The following is a 14,519-nucleotide window of genomic DNA, read 5'->3' as shown; positions in this document are numbered from 1 at the left end:
AGCGTTCGCTCTGAGCCAGGATCAAACTCTCAGGTTCAATCCAGACCAACAGAATAAAACATCCAGCTCAATTCAACGCATCAAACTTAAAGTCAGATACATCAGCTTCCGTCTTCCATCAGCCTTCACTAACGAAAACGCCGCCAACATATCCCTTCCAGTCTCTACTTTATAACCCATATTCTCTTGTCAATGACCACCCCAGCCGCCCCGAAACTTCCGCTCCAGCGCCGCCGGTGAATGGGCTTATACGCACCCACCCCCATACGGTCAACACGATTCCCGAAACTTTCTCAAAGTTTCTTCACAAACTCTTCAAAAACCCCAGAAAACCGCCACCCAACCCCAAAAACACAACCCCGGCGAATCACCCCACCAAAAAGAATCGACAACAGAAAAAAGGCCGCCCCCTGCGGGGCGGCCTTCCATCACGCCATTCAGCTCTGGGCTGCCGAATGTCCATTTATGAGCAGTCCCTGATCATTGGCCGAGATGGTCACCTCATCTCCGTCATGGATGGTCCCCTCCAACAAGAGACCAGCCAGCGGGTTCTGCAGCTCACGCTGGATCACCCTCTTCAGCGGACGGGCACCATAGACCGGATCATACCCAGCCTCGGCCATCCACTCCCGTGCCTTCTCATCCAGAGACAGGGTGATCTTGCGATCAGCCAGAAGATGCCGCAGGCGGCCCAGCTGAATCTCCACGATCTGGCCCATGTCCGCCCGCTGGAGACGGGAGAAGAGAATGATCTCGTCCAGACGGTTCAGGAATTCCGGCCGGAAATGCGCCCGAACAACCTCCATCACCTCATTCCGCACGGCCTCGGTTGAGTCGCCATCCTTCTGATGCGCCAGAACCTCGGAACCAAGATTGCTGGTCAGTACAATGATCGTATTGCGGAAATCCACCACACGACCCTGCCCGTCCGTCAGGCGGCCATCATCCAGCACCTGAAGCAGGATGTTGAAGACATCCTCATGCGCCTTCTCCACCTCATCAAAGAGGATGACCTGATAGGGACGACGCCGCACGGCCTCGGTCAGCACGCCACCCTCATCGTAACCGACATACCCCGGAGGGGCACCGATCAGACGGGAGACGGAGTGCTTCTCCATGAACTCGCTCATGTCGATCCGCAGCAGGGCACGTTCATCATCAAAGAGGAACTGCGCCAGCGTCTTGGCAAGCTCCGTCTTACCCACACCGGTCGGACCAAGGAACAAGAAGGAGCCAATCGGGCGATTGGGGTCCTGCAACCCGGCACGGGCACGGCGCACGGCATTGGACACGGCCACCAGAGCCGATTCCTGCCCCACGACACGCTCACGCAGCACGGACTCCATCCGCATGAGCTTGGAACGCTCACCTTCCAGCATCCGGTCCACCGGCACGCCGGTCCAGCGGGACACGACAGCGGCGATTCCCTGATCCGTCACGGTATCAGCGAACAGCGTATTGCCATCAGACTGGGCTTCTGCCTGCTGGGCCTGTTCGATCTGACGTTCCAGCTCCGGAATACGGCTGTACATCAGCTCGGATGCCCGCTGGAGATTTCCCTGGCGCTGCGCCACCTCAACCTCGGACCGGGCGTGGTCAAGCTCTTCCTTGTATTTCTGCACGGCATTCATGCGGTCTTTCTCCGCATGCCAGGCCGCACTCATCGCATCAGACTTCTCCTGAAGGTCAGCCAGTTCAGCTTCCAGAGCTTCCAGACGCTCACGGGAGGCCGTGTCATCCTCCTTGCGGATGGCCTCACGCTCGATCTTCAGCTGGATGATGCGGCGGTCCAGCTCATCCAGAGCCTCAGGCTTGCTGTCGATCTGCATCCGCAGGCGGCTGGCGGCTTCGTCAATCAGGTCGATGGCCTTATCCGGCAGGAAACGGTCCGTAATGTACCGGTTAGACAACGTCGCTGCGGAAACCAGTGCATTGTCGGTGATCCGCACCCCATGATGCAGCTCGTACTTCTCCTTGATCCCACGCAGGATGGAGATCGTGTCCGCAACGGACGGCTCACCCACAAAGACCGGCTGGAAGCGGCGGGCCAGCGCAGCGTCCTTCTCGATATATTTGCGGTACTCATCCAGAGTCGTGGCGCCAAGGCAGTGCAGCACACCCCGGGCCAGTTCCGGCTTGATGAGATTGGACGCATCCATCGCCCCGCTGGAACGCCCTGCGCCAACGAGCGTATGCATCTCATCGATGAAGAGGATGATCTGCCCCTCGGCACTCTCAATCTCCTTGAGGACAGCCTTCAGGCGTTCCTCAAACTCACCCTGATATTTCGCACCAGCAATCAGTGCCCCCATGTCGAGAGAAAGCAGCTTCTTGTTGCGCAGAGCCTCCGGCACATCGCCATTGACGATACGCAGGGCCAGCCCCTCCACGATGGCGGTCTTGCCAACACCGGGTTCACCAATCAGCACGGGATTGTTCTTGCTGCGGCGTGCCAGAACCTGAATGGCCCGGCGGATTTCCTCGTCACGCCCGATGACCGGGTCCAGCTTGCCTTCCTGCGCCTGAGCCGTCACGTCACGGGCATATTTCTTCAGCGCATCAAAATTGTTTTCTGCCGAGGCCGAATCCACGGTCCGCCCTTTGCGGACCGTCGCAATCGCCTTTTCCAGAGCCTGAGCAGACGCCCCGCCCTGCCGCAGGGCCTCACCGGCCGGTGTCCTGCTGGCCGCAATACCTGCCAGCAGACGGTCCTGCGCCACGAAACTGTCACCAGCCGCCTTGGCAGCCGCCTCCGCACCATCCAGCACCCGCACGAAGTCAGGCGTCGGCTGGGGCTGGGACGCTCCGCTGCCCTGCACAGCCGGCAGTTTGGCCAGGGCCGCATCATTGGCCTGCCGGACGACCTTCGGGTCCCCGCCTGCGGCACGGATCAGCCCTGTCGCCGCTCCCTGCTCGTCATCCAGCAGGGCCTTGAGCAGATGCTCCGGCGTCAGCTGCTGGTGATAATCTCGCAGGGCAATGGTCTGGGCAGCCTGAATGAACCCCTGGCTCCGCTCCGTAAATTTCTGAATATCCATGATATTTGCCTCTCCTTCTCGCCCCATCCTTGGCAGCGATGACTGTTCAGCCTGCCCCGATATGGCGACAGACCGTGCCTAAAATTTAGGCACGATCACATCGGTTTCAAGAGGGCGTTTCTGGATTCACCCACAAAAACGCCTGTCTGCAAGGAGATTCCGGGACCTTTCAGACTGGTAAAGTCTGAGACCAAAACAGAATGCAGGCAATAGAAAGGCAGCCCCGCAGAAACCTTATGCCTCCCCCACTGAAGCCGTAAGTGAGGACGGTTCCAGCCCTACACTCTCCAGCGCACGCTGCCATTTTGTGGAGGGATCCGCTCCAAAGACAATATCTTCATCAGCCGGAACAACATACCAGGCATTGCCATGGAGAATCTCTTCTTCAAGCTGCCCGGCGGCCCATGCGGCATGGCCAAGCAGCAGCATGGCCTGCCGTGGCCCCCGGCCTGCCGCCAGCTCCCGGATCATCTCGATGCTGGCACTGACTTCTGCCACGGGCGGCTCATCCGGCAGGACGGTCATGCGGCTGCCTGTCCTGCCACGCCCAAGGCCTCCACCTTCCGGCGAATGGAGAACAAAACCCCGCCCCGGCTCCACCGGCCCGCCAACACCCACACCAAAAAGACGCTGCGGCGGGTTGGGCGATACATCCAGATGGCGCAGCAACGCACTGATGTCCGGGTGGGTCAGCCGACGATTGACAATCATCCCCATGGCTCCATCCTCGGCGGAATGGGCGCAGAGATAGATGACCGTCTGGGCAAATTCGGTCCCTGCCAGAACAGGGGTGGCAACCAGCAAACGGCCCGTCAATGTCTCGATCGGCTCAAGAATCGGCATGAACACCTCTTACAAACAGGGGATGCGTCCAGCATAACAGAAGACAGTTCTGTTTTTCATTCTTCATACACGGAGTTCCCACAATGACCCAGCCACAGACCATCCTCGTGACGGGCGCCACATCCGGGTTCGGCAGAAGCATCGCCACACGGCTGGTCCGGGAGGGGCACCGTGTCATCGCCACGGGGCGCCGGAGTGAACGGCTGAGCAACCTGCATGAGACACTCGGCACCAGCCTCCTCCCCCTCACACTGGACATGAGCGACCGGGACGCCCTGCGCGCCCTGCCCGAAACCCTGCCAGAGGGCTGGCGCCATGTGGATGTTCTCATCAACAATGCCGGGCTGGCACTGGGCGTCACACCCGCACAGGACTCCAGCGTGGATGACTGGGAAACCATGATCGACACAAACATCTCCGGCCTCGTGGAGATCACCCACGCCCTGCTCCCCGGCATGATAGAACGGGAGCGCGGTTACATCCTCTCCATCGGCAGTACGGCGGGTCATTACGCCTATCGGGGCGGGAATGTCTATGGGGCGACGAAAGCCTTCGTCTCCCAGTTCATGAAGAATCTGCGGACAGACCTGCTGGGCACGCCACTGCGTGTCACGACCATCGAACCCGGCCTTGTGGGTGGCAGTGAGTTCAGCAACGTGCGGCTGCGTGATGATGCAAAGGCACGAGCCGTCTATGAAAACACCACACCACTGATGCCTGCCGATATTGCAGAAACCGTCTCATGGCTGATTGGCCTGCCGGCCCACATGAACGTGAACCATCTGGAGATCATGCCTGTCTGTCAGGCATCTGGCGGGCTGGCCGTCATGAAAAAGGAGGGGTAACCCCCTCCCTCTCCACTTCAACGGCGATGGAATCAGCTCCGGCGGCGGGTGGATTTCTCGCCGCTGCGGGCCGGGCCGGAACGACGTTTGAAGGATGACGGGCCACGGCCCCCTTCCCGACCTTCACGCCCCTCACGACGTCCCCCGCCAGCGGGGCCACCAAAACGCCCTTTCGGTGCACCAAAGCGACGCCCACCCGGCGGGCCACCACGACCCCGGCGGGGACCGGCCCCACCGGCAGGAGCCTCGGCTGGCTCAATGGTCACCTCGTCCTGCTCTGCTCCTGCCCGACAGGCATTGAAGCGGGCCAGCTTTTCATCAGAAATCTGGAAGAGCGTGTCATCCTGCTGGATGCAGATATTGCCAATATCCCGCTTCTGCACGCCACCAAGACGGCAGATGAGCGGAATCAGCCACTTTGGATCGGCCTTTTCACTACGCCCTACGCCAAGGCGGAACCACGAACCAGCCATCTCATACCCACGTCCCCCTTCACGGGCAGCACCACGGGCTGGTGGCTCGACAGACACAGGGCGGATATCTTCCACACGGGGCAGATGCGCCTTGTGGAACCCTACCAGAGCCCGGGCCAGCTGGGTGGCATCGAAACGTTCTGTCAGCTTGGCCACGATCTCTTCCGGCACGGCAACGGAGGCTTCCCCGGTCAGGATCGGATCTTCCAGCAGACGCTGTGCATCCTGCTCGGCAATGGCCTCTGCCGTTGGTACCGGCTCCCACTCAGCCTTCACACGGGCCTGCGCCAGAACACGCTCCGCCTTGCGCCGCTGGTTGAATGGTACCATCAGCACGCTCACGCCCTTGCGCCCTGCACGACCTGTCCGGCCGGAACGATGCAGGAACGTGTCGGAAGAAGACGGCACACTGGCATGGACAACCAGGCCGAGGGCCGGGACATCAATGCCACGGGCCGCCACATCGGTGGCCACGCAGACACGGGCCGCACCGGAGCGCAGGCTCTCGATGGCACGAGACCGCTCATTCTGCCCCATCTCACCGGAAATGGCGACGGAGGCAAAGCCCCGCTCCAGCAGGGCTGCCTGAACCTGATTCACCAGCAGGCGGGTGTTGCAGAACACCATGGCTGTCTGGCTTTCATAATACCGCAGCACATTGACAAGCGACCGCTCCACTTCCTGCGGGGCCGTCACCACGCAGCGATGGGTGATGTCGGCATGCTGCTTCTGGCCGGAGACCGTATCAATCCGCTTGGCGTCCTGCTGATAGCGCCGTGCCAGAGAGGCGATTTCCCGAGCGATGGTAGCGGAAAACAGCAGGGTGCGGCGTTCCTTCGGGGATGCATCCAGCAGCTGTTCCAGCTCCTCACGGAAGCCCATGTCCAGCATCTCGTCAGCTTCATCCAGCACAACGGCACGCAGGCCCGTCAGGTCCAGCTTGCCACGGGAGAGATGGTCACACAGACGGCCCGGCGTACCAACCACGATATGAGCACCACGCTCCAGAGAGCGGGCCTCACGGCGGGCATCGGTCCCACCGATGCAGCTGGCGATACGGGCCCCGGTCTCGGCATAAAGCCATGAAAGTTCTGTCTGAACCTGCATGGCAAGCTCACGGGTCGGGGCAATCACCAGTGCCAGCGGGGAGCGGGTCGGGGCCATCCTGTCCCCTTCCGTCAGCAGATCGGTCGCAAAGGCGAGGCCAAAGGCCACTGTCTTGCCAGAGCCCGTCTGCGCAGAGACGAGCAGATCACGCCCTTCCAGCCCCGGCTCCAGCACGGCCTCCTGTACAGGCGTTGGCTGTTCATAGCCACGTGCAGCCAAAGCACGGGTCAGGGCGGGATGGGTATCGGGAAAAGGCATCGTCAACGAACACTCGGTCATACACATGCTGCCACGAACCAGTTTGTGGCAGCCAGAAAAACGGTGAATACCCCTTTCTGCCCTGCAAGGCCAGAGACGATCCACCACCATATTGAAAAGCTGGATTACAGCTCAACCTGCCACAGGACGGCGGCCAATGACAGCCCGAACCGTATCCTGCCATGCTGTAAGGTCTTCCGGCGGGACAACCTCACCGGTATCCAGCTCCGCAAAACCGGCCCGCTGCATGAGGGCACTGGTGAAACGGACCCGGTCTTCCGGCTCCAGCGCCTGCCAGATGGCCACGGCCTTGGCCGGTACGAATCTGTCGGAAAAACTGATGATCAGCGGCGCACCGGGCCGCAGAACACGGAACAGCTCTTCGATGACCTGCTGCGGCTTTGTCAGATAGGCCAGCCCATCACAAAGGAGAGCTCCATCAAAACTCGCCTCATCAAACGGCAGGACAGGCGTGCTGTTGAGGTCCTGTTCCACAGCGCTGCTCAGGGCCTGATTGGCCTTGAGAGCCGCCTTGCTGACATCCAGCCCGATGAATTCCTGAAAGGTGGCATCCTCCGGCAGATGGCTCATGGCCCCGCACATCAGGTCCAGCGTCCGCCCCCCCACGGGCAGGGCGGTACGGTAAAGAGCGGTAATGGCCGTGCGGGCTCCCATATCCATCAGGGAATCCAGCTCCTGCCGGGCCCAGAAAGCCTCATCCGGCTCTGAAGATGCCTGTGTGAATGCTTTTTCGTGTAGGCCCTGCACGCCTTCCCCTTTTCGGCTTGTTCCTTGCTGTCGTCTCTTAATATAGGGCAGCTGGATTCCTGAACAATGCCTGCCCCGGCAGGAAAAACAGACCGGCAGCAGGAAGGCTTCATTTTACCCCGGCCATGCAACATTATAGAAAGAGGCGGTTTCATCACGTCTCAGAGGGGCATCATGGGCGTTTCCTTCACGAAAATGCATGGGTTGGGGAATGATTTTGTCATTCTGGATGGCAGAACGACACCACTATCCCCCTCCACCACACTCATCAGCCACCTCTGCGACCGCCGCACGGGCATCGGCTGCGACCAGCTTGTGACACTTTCCGCCCCAACACGGGATGGTGCGGACGTGCGGGTCCGCTTCTTCAACCCGGACGGCTCGGAGGCCGGTGCCTGCGGCAATGCCTCCCGCTGCGTTGTGGCCCTGCTGGGCGGCAGCCCAACCCTTCAGACACAGAATGGCCTGCTCCCCACATCGCAGAAAAACGGGCTGATTTCCGTCCTCATGGGCACGCCCCACCTGGACTGGCAGACCATCCCTCTCGCCCGGGAATGCGACACGGCCCGTCTCCCCCTTCACGACGGAGCAGCCTGCTCCATGGGCAATCCCCATCTCACACTGTTCCGCTCCATTGAAGATGCCGCCGCTCTGGGACCAGTTCTGGAAACCGATCCCCTCTTCCCGGAACGGGCCAATATCGGCTTTGCGGAAATTCTCTCCCCCACCCACATCCGCCTGCGGGTCTGGGAGCGGGGTGCCGGGTTGACCCTTGCCTGCGGATCAGGCGCCTGCGCAGCGGTCGTCAATGCAGCACGGCGTGGCCTTGTGGAACGGACATGCCGTGTCACCATGGAATGTGGCGCCCTGACCATCACATGGCAGGATGATGGCTCCGTCCTGATGACCGGCCCGGCCCAGACCGTTTTCACCGGCACGCTGGATGAGAGCTGGCTGGAAAAAGGACAGACCACCACACCATGAGCGTCACCCTTCTCACCTTCGGCTGCCGCCTGAACGCCCATGAAAGCGATGCCATGGAGCATCTGGCCCGCCTGGGGCAGATGCGGGACGAAGAGACCATCATCGTCAATACCTGCACGGTGACGGCAGAGGCCGAGCGGCAGGCCCGCCAGACCATCCGCCGTGCACACCGGGAAAATCCGGCAGCCCGCATCATCGTGACAGGCTGCGCCTCCGAGCGGGCCGCAGATGCATGGGCTGCCCTGCCCGGTGTCAGCCGGGTGATTCCCAATACGGAAAAGACGCTCCCTGCCACATGGGGCCTGCCTGATGAGGCAGGGCAGGCTCCCCCACCATCCCGCTACATCCGGGCCCTTCTCCAGGTTCAGCAGGGCTGCGACAATGACTGCACATTCTGCGTCATTCCGGCGGGCCGGGGGCAGTCCACCTCCATGCCTCCCGGGGAGATCATCCCCAAGGCCCGGGCTCTTGCAGAAGCGGGACATTGTGAAATTGTCCTGACAGGCGTGGACATTGCCTCATGGCAGCAGAAGGATATGGGGCTGGGCCAACTCTGCCGCCATCTGCTGGATGAAGTGCCGGAAATTGCCCGCCTGCGTCTCTCCTCCATCGACCCCATGATTCTCACGCCAGATACAGGGGACAAGGCCCTCTGGGACCTGATCGCTGATGAGCCCCGCTTCATGCCGCATCTGCATCTTTCCCTTCAGGCGGGCTCCGACCTGATCCTGAAACGCATGAAACGCCGCCATAATACAGCTGACGTAGCCGGACTGATCGCACAGGTCCGCCATCTGCGGCCTGATACCGGCTTCGGAGCTGATGTGATTGCCGGCTTCCCCACCGAGACGGATGCCCTCTTTCAGGAAACGTACGATTTTCTGGCAGAGCAGGCCATTCCCTTCCTCCATGTCTTCCCTTACAGCGAACGCCCCGGAACACCGGCAGCCCGTATGCCCGCCATGCCGAAAGCCACAAGGCAGGAACGGGCCGCCAGACTGCGGGCACTGGGCCAGACCATACGGGACCGTTTCCTGAACCGCTTTGTCGGGCAGGAAAAAACCGTCCTCATGGAAAGCCCGACAACCGGCCATACACCCGAATTTGCCGCCTTCACACTTCCGCAAGCGCAACCATCCCACCGGGGACGGCTGGAGCGCATCCGCATCACAGCTGTGCAGGATGGTATGCTCATGGCAGAAATCCCCTGAACAGGGCTTGACGGCTCCCCCCTTCTCACACCAATTCGACAGTCATGGCTGGATTTTTTTCTCGACTCAAACAGGGTCTGTCCCGTTCAAGCGCACGCCTCAATGCGGTGTTTGTCAAACGGCAACTTGATGATGAAACGCTGGAAGAGCTTGAAGACGAGCTGATCGCTGCCGATCTCGGTCCTGCCGTGGCCGGACGGATCATCGAACAGTTCCGTGAGAAGAGCTTCGGGGAGCACATCACCCCGGAGGAAATCCGCCAGACACTGGCCGCCGAGATTTCCCGGGTTCTGGAACCCGTAGCCCAGCCTTTCAAACTGGACGACAGCAAGAAACCGCATGTCGTTCTGGTGGTGGGCGTCAATGGTGTGGGCAAGACCACGACCATCGGCAAGATCGCCCATCAGTATCACCAGCAGGGCAGGTCCGTCATGATGGTGGCGGGCGATACCTTCCGGGCGGCAGCAGTCGAACAGCTCCAGATATGGGGGGAGCGCACAGGCTCCCCGGTAATCTCCGGCAAACCGGGAGGCGATGCCGCCGGACTGGCCTATGACGGACTGAAACGGGCCACGGAGGAAAAGGCCGATCTGCTCCTCGTGGACACGGCGGGCCGCCTGCATAACCGACAGGCCCTGATGGATGAACTGGCCAAGATCATCCGTGTGATGCAGAAATTCGACCCCTCTGCGCCCCATAGCGTCCTGCTGGTGCTGGATGCCACAACCGGGCAGAATGCCATTGAGCAGGTGCGGGTCTTCCGGGAGCTTGTGAATGTCAGTGGACTGGTCGTGACCAAGCTGGATGGTTCCGCCCGTGGTGGAATCGTGGTGGCTCTGGCCGAACAGTTCAAACTGCCTGTCCACCTTGTCGGCGTTGGCGAACAGGCCGAGGATTTACGGCCATTCTCTGCCGAAGATTATGCCCGTGGGCTGGTCGGCGATGCCAAAACGGCGTAACCTGTCCCCGTCACGATATGACCATCTGCCCAGAAGGAGGCATTTTCTCATGTTCAGAGCACTTTTGAGATTTGCGGTCGAAACAGTCATGACTGTCGTTGTCGGAAAGGTTTTGAAGAAACTGCTGGACAGGCTGTTTCCCGACAACAAGGCCTGAACGGCAGTCAGGCTCTCCTCAACAGGACATCAGACAGAAAAGGGAGTGCCCAGAAACTGGACACTCCTTTTTTTATCTCTTCCCGCCTGAAGAAAGCTGTCATTCGATCAAAATAAAAAGGCCAGCCTCTACAGGGCTGGCCTTCATCCAACATGACCTGACGACTGATCAGCCCTCGAAAGGGTCCGTCACAAGGATGGTGTCCTCACGTTCCGGGCTGGTGGACAGCAGAGTGACCGGCGTGCCGATCAGCTCCTCAATGCGGCGGACATACTTGATGGCCTGCGCCGGCAGTTCTGCCCAGGAACGGGCACCACCGGTTGTCTCATTCCAGCCCGGCATGGTCTCCAGAATGGGCTTCACACGGGCCTGGGCCCCCGGTGCGGAGGGGAAACTGTCAATCTTCTGGCCATCCAGCTCGTAACCGACGCAGATGGACACTTCCTTCATGCCATCCAGAATGTCCAGCTTCGTCAGGGCCACGCCACTCACGCCACCAACACGCACAGCACGACGGACCATGGCCGCATCGAACCAGCCACAGCGGCGGGGACGACCCGTTACGGTCCCGAACTCACGCCCACGTTCGGCCATGCCCTTTCCGACCTCATCAAACAGCTCGGAAGGGAAAGGCCCTTCACCAACACGGGTTGTGTAAGCCTTGGCAATGCCCAGCACGAACCCGACGGATTTCGGGCTCATGCCGCTGCCGGAAGCCGCAATGGCCGCCACCGTGTTGGAGCTTGTCACGAAAGGATAGGTCCCGTGGTCCACATCCAGCATGACAGCCTGTGCCCCCTCGAAGAGGATACGCTTGCCAGCCCGGTCCGCCTCGGCCAGACGGTCCCACGCACAGCAGGCATAGGGCAGGAGACGGGGCGTGATCTCCTTCAGGAAGTCCAGAATCTGCTGCTTGGTGAAGGTTTCCGCTCCCAGACCGGCCAGAAGCGTGTTGTGATGGAGCAGCAGCTCGTCGATCTTCCAGTCCAGCGTTTCAGGCTCGGAAAGATCACAGATGCGGATGGCCCGGCGGGCCACCTTGTCCTCATAGGCCGGACCAATGCCACGGCCTGTCGTGCCGATCTTGTGGTTGCCACGGGCAACCTCACGGGCACGGTCCAGCGCACCATGCAGGGGCAGGATGAGAGGGGCCGTCTCGGCGATCCAGAGCGTTTCCGGCGTGACGGTCAGTCCCTGTTCCGTCACACGGTCGATCTCGCTCATCAGGGCCTTGGGGTCCACCACCACGCCATTGCCGATGACGCCAATCTTCCCGCCAACCAGACCGGAAGGAAGCAGGGAAAGCTTGTAGACCTGATCGTTCACGACCAGCGTATGGCCGGCATTGTGCCCGCCCTGAAAGCGGACAACGATATCGGCCCGGCTGGCCAGCCAGTCAACGATCTTGCCTTTACCCTCATCGCCCCACTGGGTTCCGATTACGGTAACATTGGCCATAAGAATGTCTTCCCTCAACGTCTCACGATGGCGGCCCCTGCCTGCACCTCAGCGTGCCAGTACGACGGGTTTTCCATCTTTCCAGATATGGCTGCACCGCAGATGATGCGCCTCCTGCTCCATCTCGCCTGATTCCCCAAGCGATGCGATCGTGGCATAGCCTGCCTCATGCAGGCTGGACAAGTCTTTCTGCGCCATTACGGGCGGAACAAGGCAGCGCTGCCGCCGCTTCGGCTTTTCCGCAACCCGCAAAAAGGCATGGGGGTTGAGGGTCAGCCCGCAGGCGGGCTCCTCTCCGGCCAGATAGCGGCCGCCACGTCCCAGCTCCTCACGGGAATGCATGGCAAAAACCGTCACGCAGACCCCCGTATGGTACCGCCAGCCCCGGAAATCCACCGGGTCCACTGTCAGGCGGGCATCCGGCAGACGGGCCAGAATCGCCGCCACATCAGCCTTCAGCCGTTCGACATGAGGTTTCAGCATGTCGGGGAAGTCCAGCATCGCCAGCTTTTCCAGAGCGATGGCGGCAGGGCCAACAGCCGCCATCATGCCCAGAAGAAGCTCCGCCCACGGGCCGCCACAGTCCCGCACGGCGGCTGCATCCCGCCTGTCCAGAGCATGAATGATGCTGTCCCGCTCGACGCCGGAGAAACTGTCCTCAATCAGGCTCCAGATCATGACAGGCATGGAAAGGTCGAAGGACACATTGGCAATACCCAGACGGGCCAGAGCCTCTGCTCCGAGGGCGATCACCTCGGCATCCGCCTCGGCCCTGTCCGGGCCAATCAGCTCAATCCCGGCCTGCGATATCTGCCGCTGTCCCTCACGACCGAGCGTGCCGATCACCACACAATCCCCCGCATAGGAGAGACGCAGCGGGCGGGGACTATCCTGCATCCGCACCGCAGCAATGCGGGCAATCTGGGTCGTCATGTCCGGCCGCAGGGCCATCATCCGGTGAGAGGACGGGTCCAGCAGACGGAAACTCTGCTCCGCCAGGGCTTCACCGGCCCCGCTCAGCAGGGAGCCTTCAAACTCCAGCAGAGGCGGACGGACACGCTCATACCCATGGCACGAAAACACGTCCATCACTTCAGCAAGGCCACGGGCCTCCGCCTCTGCCTCGGCAGGGAGAAGGTCCACGAACCCCATCGGCAGCAGGGCGGGACTGGATGTCTCGGGACCGTTGATCATGACGCAGCAAACTTCTCTTCAATACGGGCAAAAGCCCAGTCCAGCCAGGGCAGAAGGGCCTCAATATCCTCGGCTTCCACCGTGGCTCCGCCCCAGATGCGCAGACCGGCAGGCGCATCACGATAACCGGCCAGATCGTATCCGGCCTTTTCCTCCTCCAGCAGGCCCGTCATGGTCTTGATGACCTTGGACCGTGCCGCATCATCCAGTGCCTCGAACCACGGAGCGATGATCTTCAGGCAGATGGAAGTGCAGGAGCGTGTCTCTTTCTTCTCACTGAGGAAAGCTACCCAGTCACGGGCCGCTACCCAGCGTTCCACGACGGACAGATTCTTGCGGGAACGGGCCTTCAGGGCCTCCAGTCCACCAACGGACTCGGCCCAGCGCAGACCATCCAGCGCATCCTCCACGCAAAGCATGGACGGCGTGTTGATGGTGTCCCCCCGGAAGATGGCCTCATTCAGCCCTTTTTTATTGGTCAGGCGGAAAATCTTGGGCAGCGGCCTCTGGCTGCCTTCTTCCAGCCGCCGGACCGCCTTCGGGCTGAGGGCCACCATGCCATGAGCTGCCTCACCACCCAGGGCCTTCTGCCAGGACCATGTGACGACATCCAGCCGGTCCCACGGCAGGTCCATCGCAAAGGCCGCCGAGGTAGCATCACAGATCACGAGGCCATCATGCTGCGCCGGAACGCTCTCCACGGAGGGGATGCAGACACCTGATGTCGTGCCATTCCATGTCAGCACCACATCACGGGACCAGTCGATCTGCGCCATGTCAGGCAGCTCGCCATAGGGAGCCTCCAGAACACGCAGGTCTTCCAGCTTCAGGATGTCCTTCAGGTCCTGCGCCCACGTGCCAGAAAAGCTCTCAAAGGACAGGACATCCATGCCTCGCTGGCCTGCCAGTGCCCAGAGAATCATCTCCACGGCTCCCGTGTCGGAGGCCGGCACGATGCCGACCTGCCAGTCCTCCGGTATGCCCAGCAGGGCCGCCGACCGGGTGATGACCTCATGGAGCCGTGCCCGTCCCTCTGCCGCACGATGGGACCGCCCGAGGAAGGCCCCCTTCAGGGCCTCTGGTGTCCAGCCCGGACGTTTGACACATGGGCCGGATGAAAAATAGGGCCGCTGAGGACGGTGCGAAGGCTTGGCTGCGGTCATGATTGGCAGGTCATCCATGATTCAGAAGGCGCAAGAAACCATACGTCCCCACCACAGGCAG

Annotated in this window: 11 protein-coding genes; 4 read left to right on the top strand and 7 right to left on the bottom strand. The window is 61.1% G+C overall.

What is annotated here, in order from left to right; translation table 11 throughout:
* Positions 1–437: 437 nt before the first annotated feature.
* Together clpB and CO583_RS08825 are read right to left on the bottom strand one after the other, a co-directional pair.
* Positions 438–3,038, bottom strand: coding sequence for an ATP-dependent chaperone ClpB (gene clpB, locus CO583_RS08830; RefSeq protein ID WP_248630775.1), 2,601 nt, complete (start codon positions 3,036–3,038; stop codon positions 438–440).
* Between the two features lie 234 nt (positions 3,039–3,272).
* Entirely contained in the window at positions 3,273–3,881 is a 609-nt protein-coding gene (locus tag CO583_RS08825) for a YqgE/AlgH family protein (RefSeq protein ID WP_043558854.1), read from the bottom strand.
* 83 nt (positions 3,882–3,964) lie between these two features.
* Here CO583_RS08825 and CO583_RS08820 point away from each other — a divergent pair, with 83 nt between their 5' ends.
* Complete coding sequence (locus tag CO583_RS08820) at positions 3,965–4,726, top strand: SDR family NAD(P)-dependent oxidoreductase (RefSeq protein WP_103765617.1); 762 nt, start codon at positions 3,965–3,967, stop codon at positions 4,724–4,726.
* Positions 4,727–4,758: 32 nt separating this feature from the next.
* Here CO583_RS08820 and CO583_RS08815 read toward each other — a convergent pair whose 3' ends face one another.
* A complete protein-coding gene (locus CO583_RS08815; protein ID WP_081562894.1) occupies positions 4,759–6,564 on the bottom strand; it encodes a DEAD/DEAH box helicase in 1,806 nt (601 codons plus the stop codon).
* A gap of 132 nt (positions 6,565–6,696) precedes the next feature.
* Entirely contained in the window at positions 6,697–7,332 is a 636-nt protein-coding gene (locus tag CO583_RS08810) for a class I SAM-dependent methyltransferase (protein WP_227449724.1), read from the bottom strand.
* Between the two features lie 174 nt (positions 7,333–7,506).
* On the opposite strand from CO583_RS08810, the gene dapF reads away from it, so the two are divergent.
* From dapF to ftsY, 3 genes are read left to right on the top strand one after another with little or no spacing between them, the layout of a single operon-like run.
* Positions 7,507–8,316, top strand: a complete 810-nt coding sequence (gene dapF / locus CO583_RS08805; protein ID WP_248630773.1) for a diaminopimelate epimerase — start codon at positions 7,507–7,509, stop codon at positions 8,314–8,316.
* Positions 8,313–9,527 (top strand): MiaB/RimO family radical SAM methylthiotransferase, encoded by a 1,215-nt coding sequence (locus CO583_RS08800; protein WP_043558866.1) that lies wholly within the window; start codon positions 8,313–8,315, stop codon positions 9,525–9,527. The genes dapF and CO583_RS08800 overlap by 4 nt, the downstream gene beginning before the upstream one ends.
* A gap of 44 nt (positions 9,528–9,571) precedes the next feature.
* Complete coding sequence (gene ftsY / locus CO583_RS08795; RefSeq protein ID WP_081562896.1) at positions 9,572–10,486, top strand: signal recognition particle-docking protein FtsY; 915 nt, start codon at positions 9,572–9,574, stop codon at positions 10,484–10,486.
* Positions 10,487–10,811: 325 nt separating this feature from the next.
* Here ftsY and CO583_RS08790 read toward each other — a convergent pair whose 3' ends face one another.
* The 3 genes from CO583_RS08790 to CO583_RS08780 are packed head-to-tail and all read right to left on the bottom strand — an operon-like array spanning position 10,812 to position 14,458.
* On the bottom strand, positions 10,812–12,101 hold the full coding sequence (locus CO583_RS08790) for an adenylosuccinate synthase (RefSeq protein ID WP_043558873.1): 1,290 nt from the start codon (positions 12,099–12,101) through the stop codon (positions 10,812–10,814).
* Positions 12,102–12,149: 48 nt separating this feature from the next.
* Entirely contained in the window at positions 12,150–13,295 is a 1,146-nt protein-coding gene (locus tag CO583_RS08785; RefSeq protein ID WP_043558877.1) for an ATP phosphoribosyltransferase regulatory subunit, read from the bottom strand.
* On the bottom strand, positions 13,292–14,458 hold the full coding sequence (locus CO583_RS08780; RefSeq protein ID WP_043559294.1) for a phosphoserine transaminase: 1,167 nt from the start codon (positions 14,456–14,458) through the stop codon (positions 13,292–13,294). The genes CO583_RS08785 and CO583_RS08780 overlap by 4 nt, the downstream gene beginning before the upstream one ends.
* Positions 14,459–14,519: the final 61 nt, after the last annotated feature.

Origin of the sequence: Parasaccharibacter sp. TMW2.1882, from assembly GCF_023337635.1 — a bacterium.
Classification (GTDB): domain Bacteria; phylum Pseudomonadota; class Alphaproteobacteria; order Acetobacterales; family Acetobacteraceae; genus Bombella; species Bombella apis.
This window is presented reverse-complemented; position numbering and strand designations above follow the sequence as displayed.